This is a genomic window from Streptomyces sp. NBC_01306 (assembly GCF_026340465.1).
In the GTDB taxonomy this organism is placed as follows: domain Bacteria; phylum Actinomycetota; class Actinomycetes; order Streptomycetales; family Streptomycetaceae; genus Streptomyces.
Window position 1 is genome coordinate 2,498,173 of sequence record NZ_JAPEPC010000001.1, and the last position, 15,506, is coordinate 2,513,678.

The following is a 15,506-nucleotide window of genomic DNA, read 5'->3' on the forward strand; positions in this document are numbered from 1 at the left end:
AGCCGGAGTGCCCGGTTCAGGCAGTGGCGGCGGGACCGGGCGGCAGGTGGACGGTCATGATCAGGTGGCAGGTGGCATCGCCTGATCCCCGGTAGGCGTGCGGGGCGTCGCCGTCGGAAAGCGGGGTCGCGCCGCTGATCATCGGCAGGGCGGTCTCCTCGGCCGTCACCCTGGCCGCGGCCGGGGTCATGCACCGCAGGCTCGGCCCCGAGAAGCCCGCCTACGCCATGTCGGTCACTGCCGGCGTGCTGGACTCGCTGGCGAACCTGCTGTTCCTGCTCGCCGCGCGCAGCGGAGACCTCACCGTCGTCGCCGTGATCACCGCCCTCTACCCAGCCGGAACCGTCCTGCTCGCCCGCAGCGTGCTCTCCGAGCGCCTCCACCGCGGCCAGCTCATCGGCCTGGGCACCGCCGCCGTCGCCGTCAGCCTCCTCGCCCTCACCTGAGCGCCCCCGGGGCGACGAAACCGATCAGCGCAGATTCCCGCAGCGCCGGCGCGGCGCGGACCCGCCCAGACACGCCGTCAGTCCGTCAGCCGGTGAGGCCCAGTGACGTCATGACCGCTGCGAGTTCCTGGCGCGCCTGTGGCGTCAGTCCGCGCAGGGGGCGCGGGAGATTGGGGCCGTCGACCAGGCCGAGGTGTTCGGCGGCGGCGGACATGACGCGCAGGCCGCCATACCTGCGCAGCAGCTGCCACAGCGGCTCCAGCCGCTGCGACATGGCGGTGGCCCGGGCGGCGTCGCCGGCCTGCGCGGCGCGGGTGAGGGCGAGGGCCGTCGCGGGGAACAGGCCGCCGGCGACCGAGTACCACACGTCGCATCCGGCGTTCAGTCCGGTGGCCGCCGTCCAGTCGCCGCTGACACCGATCGTGACCGTCGCCGGGACCAGTGCCCGCAATGCTTCGACGCGCCTCTTCGCGGCAGTCGGGTCGTCGGGGACCGGGGGGATCTTGATGGCGGCGACATTCGGCAACTGCGCGACGCGGGCGTGGAGTTCATCGGTGAACTTGACGTGGGTGGTGCCGGGGTTGTCGTACACGCAGAGCGGCACCGAGAGCTCGCGGGTGACGTCCTCGTACAGGCCGAACACCTCGTCATCCGTGAGGGCCTGGTACGTCATCGGGGCGAGCAGGACCGCGGACGCGCCCGCCTTCTGGGCGTCCTCGGCGAGCGCGAGAACGTGCGAGGTCCGCAGGGCGCCGATGCCGACCATGACCGGGACGCCGTCGGCGGCCCCGACCGCGAGGGTCGCCACACGGGCGCGCTGCTCGCGGGTGAGGTAGGCGTAGCCGCCGGTGGAGCCGAGGGCGCCGATGGAGTCGACTCCGGCGGCGGCGAGGCGGGCGACGAGGGTGCCGAACGCGTGCTCGCCGATGCCGCTCTCGGTGGTCGGCGTGAGGGGGAAGGCGCTGAGGCCGCGGAACATGGCTGTCTCCTCGGGGACGGGGAAATGTGTGATGCCGTATCAGAGGTCGAGGTCGGGTCGGAGGACGAGGACGAGACGTGGGCAGGCCCGCGTGGGAGATGCAGATCATCATTGTGCCGTGAGCGGCCCTGCCCCTCGGGAGTGAGTACGGAATTGAGTGAGTACGGAATCGCCGTGGTCGACGGCGCCTTCGAGCGGGCCGACGCACCCCTGCGATCTTCTGGGCCCGGTCTTCAACACTCGGCGGAGCAAGCGCGTATCCCCTTGTGTGACGCCCACTGAGACGAGGACCGAGATGCCGCTGTGCGGCCACGCGGACACACCCGGACGCACTGGTGGCTAGCGCGCTGCAATGGGTGCGCCGCCGACAGAACAGAGGCGCACACCGGGATGCGAACCCCTTCGCCACCGACAGTGGCGTGCAGCGTGCCTACGAGCTGTACGGGGGAGAGCTGTTCGGCTATGTGTACAACGCGCTGCGGGACCGGCAGCTGGCCGAGGACGTCGTCCAGGAGACGTTCATCCGGGCCTGGAAATCATCCGGCGGATTCGATCCCCGCCGTGGCAGTCTTCGTACCTGGCTGTTCTCGATAGCCCGCAACGGCGCGATCGACGCCATGCGCCGGCGCGGCGTCCGGGACGCGGTCGGGGTGGACTTCCGGGAAGCGCTGGCCGAGGAACCGGCGCGCCATGACCCGGTCGAAGTCCTGCTGGAACACATCCAGTTGGACGAGGCGCTGAACCGGCTGAGCGCCGAACACCGGCAGACCGTGGTCAGTGTCTACTACGGCGGCCGTACCTGCGCCGAACTCGCCGCGGAGTGGGGCATCTCGGCTTCCACGGTCCGCAGTCGGCTGTATTACGGCGTACGCGCGCTGCGCCTGGTGCTGGAGGAGAACGGATGGCTGGCGCCATGAATCCGGACTGTGCGGCAATCCGCCCCGTGATGACCGAACACCTGATGCTCGGGATGCGTCTGCCCGCGGAGGTCTGGGGTCATCTGACCGGCTGCACCGCCTGCGCCCACGAGGCCGCCGAAATCGGCGATGTGGTCAGAACACTGGCCCGAGCCGAGAACGGTGTACACCGCACCGGGAGACCTCGGGCCACACCACAGGTGCCACCGGTCCGAGCGGTGGACATGCCCCCTCCGCGCACCGCCGGCAGCCGCCGGGGCCTGCGTCGGCGCCTCGTCCAGTACGCGAGCGTCGCGCTGCTGACCGCTGCCGCGCTCGCCGCCCCCTTCACTCTCCATGACCGGGGCCAGGGCTCACCGGGCACCGTCTCGATCGCACGCCAGGGCCGGATGATCAGTCAGCCCTGGGGCACCGAGGTGCCGGTGGCGCTGAACGGGCTGCGGCGCGGGGAGACGTACCGCCTGATGGCGGCGGACTTTACGGGACTCCGCGTCCCGGGCGGCAGCGTGCGGACGATGACCGGCGAGCCGGTGCACGCCCAGGTGATGACCGCGCTGAGCCGCGAGGCGATCAAGGAGGTCATCGTGGAGGACACCCACGGCCGCGTGGTCGGCCGCGTGTCCACGACCGGGCCGCCCCCCACAACTGCCTGAGCTGTAAGACCTCTTCACCGGTCGGCGCATCCGCGCCACCGGGCGAACCGCGACGTCCGCGAAACCGCGAAGACGTCCCTTTTTCATGGATATGGAGCATTCCTCATGCTGTCAAAACAATGGGCCGGGTGGCTCCTCGCGGCCTCCCTGGGGCTGGGGGGCTTCGGCATCGCCGCCGCGTCCGTGGCCGACGCGCACTCGGGCCACGTCGACCCCCGGCCGGCCGCCGCGAGTCCCGGCGCCGCCCGGGCGGCGGCCCGCTACGGCGGCGGGGCCGGCCGCAACGCCCCGAAGCCGATCCCGGTGTCCGGCAAGGACCGGGTCTACACCGCGGACCAGACGTCCAACACCGTCAGTGTGATCGACCCGTCGGCCAACAGAACGCTCGGCACGATCGCCCTCGGCGACCAGCGGCTGGGGGCCGGTCTCAGCCCGCAGTACACCGGCGACGTCGACGTGCACGGACTGGCCTTCTCGCCCGTCACCAAGCGGCTGGCGGTCGTCAGCATCACGAGCAACACGGTGGACATCGTCGACACGGCGACCAACAAGGTCGTCAACCACACCGATGTGGGCCGGGCGTCGCACGAGGGCAGCTTCACCGCAGACGGCAAACAGTTCTGGGTCGCCGACCGCGGCCGCGACACCGTCACCGTCGTCGACGCCGTGCACGGCGGAGTGCTCGCCAGCATCCCGGTGGGTGCGGGGCCGTCCAAGGTGGTGATGAGCCCGGACGGAAAGCTGGCCTATGTCAACCACATCAGCCTCGCCGAAGTCACCGTCGTCAAGGTCGCCACGCACCGCCCGGTGGACCACATCACCGGACTCGGCGACGCCTTCTCCTCCGACGAGGCGATCTCGCCCGACGGCAAGGAACTGTGGGCGGTCCACAAGCGGGTCGGAAAGGTCAGCGTCATCGATCTGACGCATGACAAGGTCACATCGGTGCTGACCACCGGCCCGGACTCCAACCACCCGCAGTTCGCGGACACACCCCAGGGGAAGTTCGTCTACCTCACCGTCGGCGGCCTGGACGAGACGCTGTCCTTCCGCCGTACGGACAGCGGCGTCCCGGACGCGACCACCGCCCCCGCCACCGTGATCCACGACAACGGCCATGCCCCGCACGGCATCTGGCCCAGCGGTGACGGCAGCCGTCTCTACGTCGGCCTGGAGAAGTCCGACAAGGTGGACGTCATCGACACCGCGACCAACAAGGTGACCGGCACCATCCCGATCGGCCAGGAACCGCAGGCCGTCGTCTACGCGCCACTGGCAGCGCCGGCCGGTTCAGCCGCCCACCTCGGCAGCCAGGGACTGGACGAGCAGGCACGCAACGTGCCGACCACCCTCCCGGACGGCACCGCGGGCGAGACACTCGACCCGGTCAAGGGCCGCGCCCTGGAGGCCACGGTCCGCCCGGTCAACGGGCTCGACATGATCCAGCTCCAGGCGCGGGGCCTGAAGCCGAAGACGACCTACCAGGCGTTCTCGGCAGGGGCGGACGGCCGAAAGGCCGCGGTCGTGTCGTTCAGCACCGACGCGAACGGCAACGCCCCCATGGTGCTGGCGTTCAGCGCCTTCGACGGCCGGAGCATCTCGCTGGCCGTGAAGAACGCCGGAGTCGCCAAGGCCACGTCCTTCCAGCTCAACCGGATGCACAGCGGCAGCGCCAACGGTGCCGTCACCGCCACCGACCTCCTGTACTGCGACTGCTGCTGACAGCCCGGCCCACCTGAGGAGTTCACCATGCCCCACCGCACCGGACGCCGCTCCGCACCTCTCGCTCTCGCCGCTGCCGGTGCGGTCGGGGCGGTGTTCCTCCTGGCCGCTCCGGCCTCCGCGCACGTCCGGGTCATCTCGCAGGACGCCGAACCGGGGGGTGCCGCGAAGCTGGAGTTCCGGGTCCCCAGCGAGGAGGCCGATGCCACGACCGTCCGCCTTCAGGTCAGGCTGCCGGCCGGCGTCCACCTCGCCTCGGTGCTACCGGTCGAGGGCTGGCAGGAGCAGACCGCCGCTCCGGCGTCCGACGGCTCGGTGTCGCTGACCTGGACCGCCATGGCCGGGCACGACATCAAGCCCGACGAACACCAGTACTTCGGCATCAATGTCGGCCCGCTTCCCGATGATCGGCCCACGCTGGGCTTCAGTACCGTGCAGACCTACTCCGACGGCTCCGTCGTCACCTGGGACCAGCGGCAGACCGGCAGCACGGAGCCGCCGTTCCCCATCCCGCTGCTGGTCCTCGATCCCACCGCCGCGTCCCGGGCACCGGACGGCGGCACGGGGGCCGCTCCGCAGGCCGGCGCCGCGCCCGCGGCACCTTCACCGACCGCCTCCGCGAGCCCGGCCGCGCCGTCGGTCACCACCGCCGCCACCACGCGCGGCTCCGGTTCCGGTTCCGGCTGGGCGCCCTCTGCGGTGGCCGCCGCTCTGCTGGCGCTGTCGGGCGGTACCGCTCTGGCGACCGCACGCCACCGCAGGAACAAGAACCGCGGCCGCGCGGCCTCCTGAGTTCACCGGCGATGAGCGAGAACCCGGAGCTCGGCCCCGGTGTCGCATCAACTGCCCGGCGGCGCACTGCACGAATGGGCACACGACACAGCAGTGCGCCGCGAGCGGGCCCACTCGCGGCGCACCTGATGTCACCTCAGCCGTCAGTGGTGACGGTGCCCCAGACGCTCGACGTCCACCACGTGGCCGCGCGCGTCGCGCAGGGTCGCGGTGTCGACGCGGTCCCAGATCGGCGCGCGCCGGTTCTGGTAGACGTCGTTCCAGGTGTCACGGCCATGGCCGGTGTGGACCTTGACCGACTTGTGTGCGCCGAGCCGCAGCGCGTGGAAGCGGTACGAGTGGTGCTGAGCGTCACTCAGCGTCCAGCCGCGCAGCTCCACGGGCCTGCGGGAGTTGTTGGTGACGGTGATCCACTCCGCGTCCACCCGGTTGCCACGGTGGTGCCCGCGGCCGTGGCTGTCGATGTGGTGGACGGCGCCCACCACCACGGCCGAGCGCTCAGGGCGCGAGGCGGGGTGGTGGTGGTCGGCGGCCGCTGCCGGGAAGGCGGCGGCCAGCAGGGCCCCGGAGGCCAGTACAGCTGCGGCGAGACGGGAACCTGAAGACAAAGACGACATGGAACCCCCAGATCAGGGCATGCGTGCACCGGTCGGCCCACGCATGGTGCAGATGAACTTCCGGCTCTGTGCCGGACCACCACACTCTGAACCGAGCGGGTTCCGATGTCCGGATAACCTTCACCACTTTGCCAAAACCGGACAAAACACACACCGTCAGATCATCCGGCGCATACGCCCCCGCGCACCTCGACAGGTAACGCGCTCCCCACGGACACCGGCCCGCGCGGCGGCCCTTCCCCTGACCGGACACCTGAACGGATTCCCTCCCGTACCCCGGAAGGTGAGCCCGGACCAGCTCCACGACCACCCCAGCACCCGACTGCCGCACAGCGGGCAACTCCGCCATCCAGCCCCGCAGATGGTGACCGATCCGCTACTGTGCGTGATAAAGCCCAGTCGGGTTTCAGGACACAAGGGGACCTTGAGTGAACCGAATTCGCACCGTTCTCGCAGCGCTGACCGTCACCGCGGCGACCGCGGCGGCACCCGCAGCCGCGAGCGCCGATCCGCAGCAGCACCCGGACCGGTCAGCGGCCTCCGAGCCGCAGCACGCCCCCTGCTCGGGGGAGTTCCAGGGCGACGCCAGGCTCGGGCCGCAGTGGCTCCCCTCGAAGCACGAGAAGCCGGTGGGCCCGCTGCTCAAGGGCTACCACCGGACCGGGAAGCTGTCGTCCGGGGACTTCCTGAAGAAGTACTGGGAGGGGCCCGCGGATTCGGGCAGTTGGAAGTACCCGCCGAACGACGGGTTCAAGGAGGTCAACGGGCGGGTGGACAAGGAGCCCGAGAAGCTGCGCACCGGCGAGCGCCTGGACCGCTTCGGCTCCGAGTACGGCTCCTACCTGGCGCCCGCCGGCGACTCGTACGCCAAGCGCGCGCTGCCCCCGCAGAGCCTCAACACCCGTGACGCCGCGGTGCCCTGCGACTATCACGTCTACCGGGTGGCCAAGCCGTTCTGGGTGTGGCAGGGCGGCATCGCGCCGTGGTTCGAGCAGCCGGGCAACGGGCAGCAGATCAAGCTCGATCCGGTATTCCTGAGCCCGGGTGAGGGCCAACGGCTGAACGTGAAGTGGCTGCTCGACCACCACTACCTCGCTCAGGCCGCCCGAGCCGGCGAGTAGCACACCCATGGACCGCCACGAACTGCGTGCCGCGCTGCGCGACGCCGGGGTACCCGACGGCTACTACCGGATCGAGGGGGTCCATGAACCGTCCCCCGCGCCCACCGACTTCCTCTATCTGAAGCGGACCGAGGACGGCACGGCGTGGGAGACCGGTGCGTACGAACGCGGCCTGTCCGAGGTCATCGGCCGGCACGAGACGGAGCCGGACGCCTGCGCGCACCTGCTGCGGCTGCTCGTCTGACGCCGGCCGGAATCACCGGCGGGCAAAGGCAGTAGGGGCCGCGGCCACCGGCGGCAACGGCTACTGGTCGCCCACGTCCCGCCGGTTCGACAGGGCCGACTCCGCGAGGGACGACAAACCCTCGACGTAGACCGTGCCGTCCGGCGCGGGCCGTACGACGAGCCACCCACGCGCACCCAGGCTGCGCACCTGCCCCCGCACCTCGTCGCCGAGCTCGGCCGCGAGGTCGTCCTCGCGGGGGGTGCTGCCCGCGTGCAGATGCTCGCGGATCCGGAGGAGCAGCGCCTCTTCCTGCGCGGTGATGTTGAAGTCCATCCCTGGACGCTACGGCCCGCCGGACGGCGCCGCGCGCGGAGGGGCCGAACTCGCCCCGGACCCGCCCCGCCTCCACCCGGTATCCGCACTCCGCGACCGGACCGGACGCACCGGCTCGGACGCACCGGCATGGAGAGGCCCGCGGGCGCCTTCGCAGGGCGCCGCGGGCCTCTCGCATACGGGCTCGGTCCGCTCACTCAAGTGGGCACGGGCCGGTCAGGCACCCGGCACGGCCGGCAGCTGGGCGACGCCCGGCACCGTCGGAAGCGCCGGGAGGCCCGGCAGGTTCGCGGCCGGGAGACCGCCGCCGAGCAGGATGGCGACCAGGACGTTCACCTGGGCGGTGAGTACGGCCTGGACCGCCGCCGCGACCTCGGTGGGCTTGCCGGTGGTGACCGCCTTGACGAGGGCGTCGACCTTGGCCTGGAGGTCGGCCGCCGCCTTCGCCTTGAGCGCGGCGCCCGGGTCGGGTGCGGCGGGCGCGCCGGACACCCCGGTCGCACCGCCGGGGATGCCGGGGGCCGCGGGCGCCGCGGGCGCGGCTTCCGTGACCTTCGCCAGGGCGGCCTTGACGGGGTCGGCCAGCTTGGTGGCGTCCGCGGCGGGAAGCTTGCCGTCGGGGGCCTTCAGTACGGCGTTGACCAGGTCCGTCACCGGCTTCAGGACACCGCCGGCGTCGCCCAGCAGCTTCGCCTGACTCGCGAGCTTGTCGGCACCCGGCACCGGGACGGCCGGGGCGCTCGCGGGGCGTGCCGCGGGGGCGTCGCCGACCGCCGCGTAAGCCGCCGGGCCCGCTATGCCGAGGGTGAGGGCGCCGCAGACGGCGGACGAGACGAGGAGGCCGGCCTTCGGGGACATGCGCATGGAAAGCGTTCCTTTCGGAAGTGCGGGAAGTACTCACCGCCACCGTGCAAACGCTTGAATACGGCGCGCAATCGCTGAGTCACTTGGCGTAACCCGCGACCGGTCGCCCAAAGCAGCTCTGACCTGCGCGTCTGCCGAACACCCGGGGGCCGGGCCGATGCATCCGTTAGGGGGAGCGCACCCGGGCCGCCGGACACCGCGTACGGACACGGCTGCGGCCCCCGGGACGGGTCCCGGGGGCCGCAGTCACGAGGCGGTCAGTCCAGCTTCGCCGCCAGCGACTGGAACTGTGTCCACGTCAGCTTCGGCTTGCCCGGGTCCCAGAGCTTCTGGGCCGTCGCCGCCAGCGGCATCCGGATGCCCGCGGCGACCTGCGCCGGCGTCTGGGCGTTCGGGAAGTCGCCCCAGACCGCGAACCCGCCGCCGTCGATGAGGTGCGCGTACTTGGCAGGGACCGCCTTGGTGCCGCGCACCACCAGCGGGGTCCACTGCTCGTAGATGCGCTTGCCGGTGGGATAGGTGAAGTTGTTGGGCTGGCCGAGCACGTAGTACAGGTACTCGTCGTTGAGGTTCACCACCCGCTGCCCCGCGGCCAGATACTCCTCGGGCGGCCGGACCCCGAACTCCTTGCCCGTCCAGTACTCCACCTGGATGTTCTTGTCGGGCTTGGCCACCCCGCCGCGGAAGAACCCGTCGTTCCACGCCTGCGGCGTCCTGCCCGCCTTGGTGATGACCGCGGCCCGGTCGTTCAGCCAGGCCACCGCCAGGTCCTGGACGGTGCCCTTCGCGCCGTACTTCTTCCGGGCCAGGGCGGCCAGCTGCGGGAAGGACGCTTCCGGGTTCTTCACCGTCAGCGCCTGGTACTCGTCACCGCCGACGTTCCAGTACGGGCCGGGGAAGAGCTTCATGTACTCGCGCAGCAGCGAGTCGACGATCTGCGCCGCCTTCGGATTGGACACGTCGACCGCGCCCTTGATGGGGGTGCCGTCGGCCGTCTTCAGCTGGAGGTCCGGGTGCGCCTTGATGACCGCGCCCAGGTGTCCGGGCGAGTCGATCTCCGGGACGACAGTGATGTGCAGGCTGGAGGCGAGCGAGACGATCCGGTGGACCTGCGCGATGGTGAGGTGGTCGGGAGAGACCACCTCGGGGTGCGACGTGGACTCGATCCGGAAGCCCTGGTCGTCCGAGAAGTGCAGCCCCAGCTGGTTCAGCTTGAGGTCGGCCATCTCGTGCAGCCGGTCCTCGATCCAGGCGGCGTCGAACGGTTTGCGTGCGATGTCCAGGTTGAACCGCCGCTGCGCGCTGGCCGGCTCGTCGTGCACGACGCCCTCGGGCACCTTCCCGTCGGCCCGCACGGACTGCTTGAGGGTCCGGGTGCCGTAGAACACCCCGGCCTCGTCGGGACCGGTGATCGTGACCCGGCTGTCGCGGGCGCTGAGGGTGTACGACTCGCGCGGGGCCTTCTTGTCCGGCTTCAGCGCGAGCTCGATGTCGCCCGCGCGGGCCGTGCCGCCGTACGCGTAGCCAATCTTCAGTTCGTGCGAGAGGAGCTTGCCCTCGTCGGTGAGGCCCTTGCACCCCTTGTCCACCAGGACCCGGGAGCCCTTCTCCGGGCGCCAGCCGGGACCGCGCGCCGGGCCGTGTTCGCGTACCGCGGGGATGGCACGGGGCGCCGCCGAGAGCGGGTAGTTCGTCGCCGACGGGTCGGACGAGGGGGCGGTCACCGCCGAGCCGCGGCCCGCGGGGCCGCTTCCGCCGTACGTGTCGTCGTCCGGCCAGACCGTGACGGCGAGCGCGACGGCGGCAACCGTGGCGGTCAGGCTCACGGCAAGAACCGGTGCGTTGAGTCTTTTCATCAGTCCGAAACCTCCCGTGCACGGCTGGGCGAGGGTGAAAGCGAGGGTGAAATGCCGGCCAATTCGTCCATCACGCGCCTTGAAACTCTCCCTTCCGGGTGAAAATCGCGCATCCGTCGGACACTTAACTCCCCGCATCGATAGCGTTGCGGCTCATTCACCGCCGTCATCCGACCCTCCTGTCGTGTTCGAGGAGCCCACGCTGTCCAGCGAGTCCCACGCCGGCCCTCCGATGCGACCGCCGTCACTTCACCACAGAACGGACGGCCCGGCACGCCCAGCCATACCGGCGCAGAACCGTGGCCCGTCCGGCCTCCACCGGTTCAACTCTGCACCCCCCGGCAGCGCCGAGAGCGCACTGCTCGGCTGCTGCGGCAGCCCCCGCTGGGCCCGGCGGCTGGCCGCACACCGCCCCTACCCCGATCTGACGGCGCTGCTCGCCGCATGTGACGAGGCGAGTTACGACCTGTCCCCGGCCGAGCTCTGCCAGGCCCTGGCGGGCGAACCGGCGTCCGGGCCGCTCCACGGCCGGGCCCCGCGGGCCGCCCACACCGCGCTGAGCGCCGCTCACGCCGCGTACGAGAGCCGCTTCGGCCACCCCTTCGTGATCTGCCTCGACGCCTTCCGCCCGTCCGAGCACCTCGACCAGGTGCTGGCGAGCATCCGTTCCCGGCTCTCGCACGAGCCCGACGAGGAGCGGGCGGTCGCCGCCGACGAGCTGCGCCGACTCGCCCGGGGGCGAATCACCCGTCTTGTGGCGGATACGGGCCACGCCGGTAGCCCGTCCGTGGCTGTTTGATTGCCTGTTTGATCACACCGGAACCCCCCGCGCGAAGGAACCGACAAGTCGTCGCTACGATGGCCAGGGCCGGTGGACCGTACCCGGCCGGGCCAGACCGACACAGCTCCTCTCAGCGAGAGAAGCTGGCGGCATGACCCCCGTCCCCCGCTCCCGGAGGGTTTTTCCGTGCCGGCTGGAACGCTGTACCGCGGCCGGGAAGGTATGTGGTCCTGGGTGGCTCATCGAGTCACCGGCGTCCTCATTTTCTTCTTCCTGTTCGTACACGTCCTGGACACTGCTCTCGTCCGTATCTCCCCCGAGGACTACGACAAGGTCATCGCTACTTACAAGACGCCGATCGTGGGCGTCCTTGAGTACGGCCTCGTCGCAGCGATCCTCTTCCACGCTCTGAACGGCCTGCGCATCATCGCCGTGGACTTCTGGTCCAAGGGCCCGCGCCACCAGAAGCAGATGCTGTGGTCGGTCGTGGGCATCTGGGTCCTGCTGATGATCGGGGCGATCTACCCCGTACTCGGCCACGCCGCACGCGAACTGTTCGGGAGCTGAGGACTGAATGTCTGCTGAGACCTCCGCCGCTGTCGGCCCCGTCGAGGGCGTCTCCCTCTTCGACGCCGATCACCCCGCGCCGCTCATCGAGGCCCCGCGCCAGCGCACCAGGAAGACGCCGAAGACCACACGCGGCAACTTCGAGATGTACGCCTGGCTCTTCATGCGCCTGTCCGGGATCGTCCTGGTCGTCCTGGTCCTCGGCCACCTGCTGATCCAGCTGGTGCTCGACGGCGGTGTGACCAAGATCGGCTTCGCCTTCGTGGCGGGCCGCTGGGCCTCGCCGTTCTGGCAGGGCTGGGACCTCACCATGCTCTGGCTGGCGATGCTTCACGGCGCCAACGGCCTCCGTACCGTCATCAATGACTACGCGGAGCGCGTCGGCACGCGCCTGTGGCTCAAGGGCCTGCTGTACACCGCCACGGTGTTCACCATCCTGCTGGGCACGCTGGTGATCTTCACCTTCGACCCGAACATCTCCTAGAAGCCCGGGACCGAGGCGCTTTCATCATGAAGATCCACAAGTACGACACCGTCATCGTCGGCGCCGGCGGGGCCGGTATGCGCGCGGCCATCGAGTCGACGAAGCGCAGCCGCACCGCCGTGCTGACGAAGCTCTACCCGACCCGCTCCCACACCGGCGCTGCCCAGGGCGGCATGGCCGCGGCCCTCGCCAACGTCGAGGAGGACAACTGGGAGTGGCACACCTTCGACACGATCAAGGGCGGCGACTACCTGGTCGACCAGGACGCCGCCGAGATCCTGGCGAAGGAGGCCATCGACGCGGTCCTCGACCTGGAGAAGATGGGCCTGCCGTTCAACCGGACGCCCGCCGGGGAGATCGACCAGCGCCGCTTCGGCGGCCACTCGCGCAACCACGGTGAGGCCCCGGTCCGCCGTGCGTGCTACGCCGCGGACCGCACCGGCCACATGATCCTCCAGACCCTCTACCAGAACTGCGTCAAGGAGGGTGTGGAGTTCTTCAACGAGTTCTACGTCCTGGACCAGCTGCTGGTCGAGGTGGACGGCGTCAAGACCTCCGCGGGCGTCGTGGCCTACGAGCTGGCGACCGGCGAGATCCACGTCTTCCAGTCGAAGTCCGTGATCTACGCGTCCGGCGGCACCGGCAAGTTCTTCAAGGTCACCTCGAACGCGCACACCCTGACCGGTGACGGCCAGGCCGCCTGCTACCGCCGCGGTCTGCCCCTGGAGGACATGGAGTTCTTCCAGTTCCACCCGACGGGCATCTGGCGCATGGGCATCCTGCTGACGGAGGGCGCCCGTGGTGAGGGCGGCATCCTCCGCAACAAGGACGGCGAGCGCTTCATGGAGAAGTACGCGCCGGTCATGAAGGACCTCGCGTCCCGTGACGTCGTCTCCCGCTCCATCTACACGGAGATCCGGGAGGGCCGCGGCTGCGGACCCGCCGGTGACCACGTGTACCTCGACCTGACGCACCTCCCGCCGGAGCAGCTGGACGCCAAGCTCCCGGACATCACGGAGTTCGCGCGTACGTACCTGGGCATCGAGCCGTACACGGACCCGATCCCGATCCAGCCCACCGCGCACTACGCCATGGGCGGCATCCCGACCAACGTCCAGGGTGAGGTCCTCGCGGACAACACCACGGTCGTGCCCGGCCTGTACGCGGCCGGCGAGGTCGCCTGCGTCTCGGTGCACGGCGCCAACCGCCTGGGCACGAACTCGCTGCTCGACATCAACGTCTTCGGGCGCAGGTCGGGCATCGCGGCCGCCGAGTACGCGGCGAAGAATGGCTACGCCGAGCTTCCCGAGAACCCGGCGGCGCAGGTCGAGGCCCAGGTCGAGCGGTTGCGTGACGCCACAGGCACCGAGCGGGTCTCCGTGCTGCGCACGGAGCTCCAGGAGTGCATGGACGCCAATGTGATGGTGTTCCGCACCGAGCAGACGATCAAGACGGCCGTCGAGAAGATCGCCGAGCTGCGCGAGCGCTATCTGAACGTGTCGGTCCAGGACAAGGGCCGCCGCTTCAACACCGACCTCCTCGAAGCGATCGAGCTGGGCAACCTGCTGGACCTCGCCGAGGTCATGGCGACGTCCGCCCTGGCGCGCAAGGAGTCCCGCGGCGGTCACTACCGCGAGGACTTCCCGAACCGCGACGACGTCAACTTCATGCGCCACACCATGGCGTACCGCGAGGTGGGCGACGACGGCTCCGAGTCGATCCGGCTCGACTACAAGCCGGTCGTCCAGACCCGCTACCAGCCGATGGAGCGTAAGTACTGATGGCTACCCCGACCATGGACAAAGCCGAAGCGGCCGGCAAGCCGGAGGCAGGCTTCGCCGACACCCCGTTCATCACGGCCACCTTCCGGATCCGCCGGTTCAACCCGGAGATCTCGGACGAGGCGCAGTGGCAGGACTTCGCGGTCGAGATCGACCCGAAGGAGCGTGTGCTCGACGCCCTCCACAAGATCAAGTGGGAGCTCGACGGCACGCTGACCTTCCGCCGCTCGTGCGCGCACGGGGTCTGCGGTTCGGACGCGATGCGGATCAACGGCAAGAACAGGCTCGCCTGCAAGACGCTGATCAAGGACATCAACCCTGAGAAGCCGATCCTGATCGAGGCCATCAAGGGCCTCACGGTCCTCAAGGACCTCGTGGTCGACATGGACCCGTTCTTCCAGGCGTACCGCGACGTGATGCCCTTCCTCATCACCAGCGGCAACGAGCCGACGCGCGAGCGTCTGCAGTCCGCCGAGGACCGCGAGCGGTTCGACGACACCACGAAGTGCATCCTCTGCGCCGCGTGCACGTCGTCCTGCCCGGTGTTCTGGAACGACGGCCAGTACTTCGGCCCGGCCGCGATCGTCAACGCGCACCGCTTCATCTTCGACTCGCGTGACGAGGGCGGCGAGCAGCGCCTGGAGATCCTCAACGACAAGGACGGCGTGTGGCGTTGCCGCACGACGTTCAACTGCACGGACGCCTGCCCGCGCGGTATCGAGGTCACGAAGGCGATCCAGGAAGTGAAGCGCGCACTCATCACCCGCCGCTTCTGACCTTTCGGCCACCCTTTCAGGCCACTTCACGAGGGCCCCGTTCTCCCGGTTTCCGGGCGGCGGGGCCCTCGTGCTTTTCCGGGTGCATCCGTGCCGGGCAACCGTATTGAACATGTTCAAAAGAAGGTCTACAGTCCATGACATCAGCTTTTGAACATGTTCAAAGGAGGGTGGGGCATGGACCTCACAGTTGTCGCGTACGTCATCTACCTGGTCATCAGCGTCGCGCTGACCGTCTGGGTGGCCCGGACGCTCAGCCACCACGGGCGGGTCTTCCTCGCCGACGTACTCAAGGGGAACGAGAAGCTCGCCGAGGCCGTCAACCACCTGCTGGTGGTGGGGTTCTACCTGGTCAACCTGGGCTTTGTGGCCCTGTATCTCCAGGACGGCAGCACCGTCACCGACGCCAGGGGGATCTTCGAGGCGCTGTCGACGAAGCTCGGCGTCGTCCTGCTCGTCCTCGGCGCGATGCACCTCGGCAACGTCTACGCACTCAACAAGTTCCGCCGGCGCGGCATCATGGAGCGCGAGCAGACTCCGCCGGTCCCGCCGCAGGGCTGGGTCGCGCCGACTGCCGGGGCCTGAACCGCG

Annotated in this window: 17 protein-coding genes and 2 pseudogenes; 13 read left to right on the forward strand and 6 right to left on the reverse strand. The window is 70.0% G+C overall.

The features are described 5' to 3' along the window. Window positions 1–16: 16 nt before the first annotated feature. Window positions 17–115: pseudogene (locus OG385_RS10725) on the reverse strand (XRE family transcriptional regulator); the annotation flags it as partial. Between OG385_RS10725 and OG385_RS10730 the strand changes: the two are divergent. Continuing rightward, a pseudogene (locus tag OG385_RS10730) lies at window positions 108–446 on the forward strand (EamA family transporter); the annotation flags it as partial. The pseudogenes OG385_RS10725 and OG385_RS10730 overlap by 8 nt on opposite strands. Before the next feature lie 85 nt (window positions 447–531). Here OG385_RS10730 and OG385_RS10735 read toward each other — a convergent pair. Next, window positions 532–1,425, reverse strand: a complete 894-nt coding sequence (locus tag OG385_RS10735) for a dihydrodipicolinate synthase family protein (protein ID WP_266854041.1) — start codon at window positions 1,423–1,425, stop codon at window positions 532–534. Between the two features lie 419 nt (window positions 1,426–1,844). Here OG385_RS10735 and OG385_RS10740 point away from each other — a divergent pair, with 419 nt between their 5' ends. The 4 genes from OG385_RS10740 (at window position 1,845) to OG385_RS10755 (ending at window position 5,509) form a co-directional block, all read left to right on the forward strand. Further along, on the forward strand, window positions 1,845–2,342 hold the full coding sequence (locus OG385_RS10740; RefSeq protein WP_266854043.1) for a sigma-70 family RNA polymerase sigma factor: 498 nt from the start codon (window positions 1,845–1,847) through the stop codon (window positions 2,340–2,342). Further along, window positions 2,327–2,995 carry a hypothetical protein gene (locus OG385_RS10745; RefSeq protein WP_266854045.1) on the forward strand — a complete coding sequence of 223 codons (669 nt, stop codon included), beginning with the start codon at window positions 2,327–2,329 and terminating at the stop codon, window positions 2,993–2,995. The genes OG385_RS10740 and OG385_RS10745 overlap by 16 nt, the downstream gene beginning before the upstream one ends. Before the next feature lie 105 nt (window positions 2,996–3,100). Continuing rightward, complete coding sequence (locus OG385_RS10750) at window positions 3,101–4,717, forward strand: beta-propeller fold lactonase family protein (protein ID WP_266854047.1); 1,617 nt, start codon at window positions 3,101–3,103, stop codon at window positions 4,715–4,717. A gap of 27 nt (window positions 4,718–4,744) precedes the next feature. Next, window positions 4,745–5,509 carry a DUF1775 domain-containing protein gene (locus OG385_RS10755; RefSeq protein ID WP_266854049.1) on the forward strand — a complete coding sequence of 255 codons (765 nt, stop codon included), beginning with the start codon at window positions 4,745–4,747 and terminating at the stop codon, window positions 5,507–5,509. Window positions 5,510–5,652: 143 nt separating this feature from the next. On the opposite strand, the gene OG385_RS10760 is transcribed toward OG385_RS10755, so the two are convergent. Then, window positions 5,653–6,117 carry a lamin tail domain-containing protein gene (locus OG385_RS10760; RefSeq protein WP_266854051.1) on the reverse strand — a complete coding sequence of 155 codons (465 nt, stop codon included), beginning with the start codon at window positions 6,115–6,117 and terminating at the stop codon, window positions 5,653–5,655. Between the two features lie 437 nt (window positions 6,118–6,554). Here OG385_RS10760 and OG385_RS10765 point away from each other — a divergent pair, with 437 nt between their 5' ends. After that, window positions 6,555–7,247: a TNT domain-containing protein gene (locus OG385_RS10765; protein ID WP_266854053.1), complete on the forward strand. Its 693-nt coding sequence runs from the start codon at window positions 6,555–6,557 to the stop codon at window positions 7,245–7,247. Window positions 7,248–7,254: 7 nt separating this feature from the next. Beyond that, window positions 7,255–7,491: a hypothetical protein gene (locus tag OG385_RS10770; protein WP_266854055.1), complete on the forward strand. Its 237-nt coding sequence runs from the start codon at window positions 7,255–7,257 to the stop codon at window positions 7,489–7,491. Between the two features lie 60 nt (window positions 7,492–7,551). On the opposite strand, the gene OG385_RS10775 is transcribed toward OG385_RS10770, so the two are convergent. The 3 genes from OG385_RS10775 to OG385_RS10785 form a co-directional block, all read right to left on the reverse strand. After that, on the reverse strand, window positions 7,552–7,806 hold the full coding sequence (locus OG385_RS10775; RefSeq protein ID WP_266854057.1) for a hypothetical protein: 255 nt from the start codon (window positions 7,804–7,806) through the stop codon (window positions 7,552–7,554). Window positions 7,807–8,022: 216 nt separating this feature from the next. Then, window positions 8,023–8,670 (reverse strand): hypothetical protein, encoded by a 648-nt coding sequence (locus OG385_RS10780; RefSeq protein WP_266854059.1) that lies wholly within the window; start codon window positions 8,668–8,670, stop codon window positions 8,023–8,025. Window positions 8,671–8,927: 257 nt separating this feature from the next. Then, a complete protein-coding gene (locus OG385_RS10785; RefSeq protein WP_266854061.1) occupies window positions 8,928–10,526 on the reverse strand; it encodes a glycoside hydrolase family 20 protein in 1,599 nt (532 codons plus the stop codon). 184 nt (window positions 10,527–10,710) lie between these two features. Between OG385_RS10785 and OG385_RS10790 the strand changes: the two genes are divergently transcribed. From OG385_RS10790 to OG385_RS10815, 6 genes are all read left to right on the forward strand, one after another. Next, window positions 10,711–11,325, forward strand: coding sequence for a 2-oxo-4-hydroxy-4-carboxy-5-ureidoimidazoline decarboxylase (locus tag OG385_RS10790; RefSeq protein ID WP_266854063.1), 615 nt, complete (start codon window positions 10,711–10,713; stop codon window positions 11,323–11,325). 168 nt (window positions 11,326–11,493) lie between these two features. Then, a complete protein-coding gene (gene sdhC, locus OG385_RS10795; protein WP_164258559.1) occupies window positions 11,494–11,874 on the forward strand; it encodes a succinate dehydrogenase, cytochrome b556 subunit in 381 nt (126 codons plus the stop codon). 7 nt (window positions 11,875–11,881) lie between these two features. Continuing rightward, entirely contained in the window at window positions 11,882–12,358 is a 477-nt protein-coding gene (locus OG385_RS10800) for a succinate dehydrogenase hydrophobic membrane anchor subunit (RefSeq protein WP_266854066.1), read from the forward strand. Window positions 12,359–12,384: 26 nt separating this feature from the next. Beyond that, window positions 12,385–14,139, forward strand: coding sequence for a succinate dehydrogenase flavoprotein subunit (gene sdhA / locus OG385_RS10805; RefSeq protein ID WP_266854068.1), 1,755 nt, complete (start codon window positions 12,385–12,387; stop codon window positions 14,137–14,139). Beyond that, window positions 14,139–14,915: a succinate dehydrogenase iron-sulfur subunit gene (locus tag OG385_RS10810; protein WP_164258566.1), complete on the forward strand. Its 777-nt coding sequence runs from the start codon at window positions 14,139–14,141 to the stop codon at window positions 14,913–14,915. The genes sdhA and OG385_RS10810 overlap by 1 nt, the downstream gene beginning before the upstream one ends. 177 nt (window positions 14,916–15,092) lie before the next feature. Further along, entirely contained in the window at window positions 15,093–15,500 is a 408-nt protein-coding gene (locus tag OG385_RS10815; RefSeq protein WP_266854072.1) for a hypothetical protein, read from the forward strand. Window positions 15,501–15,506: the final 6 nt, after the last annotated feature.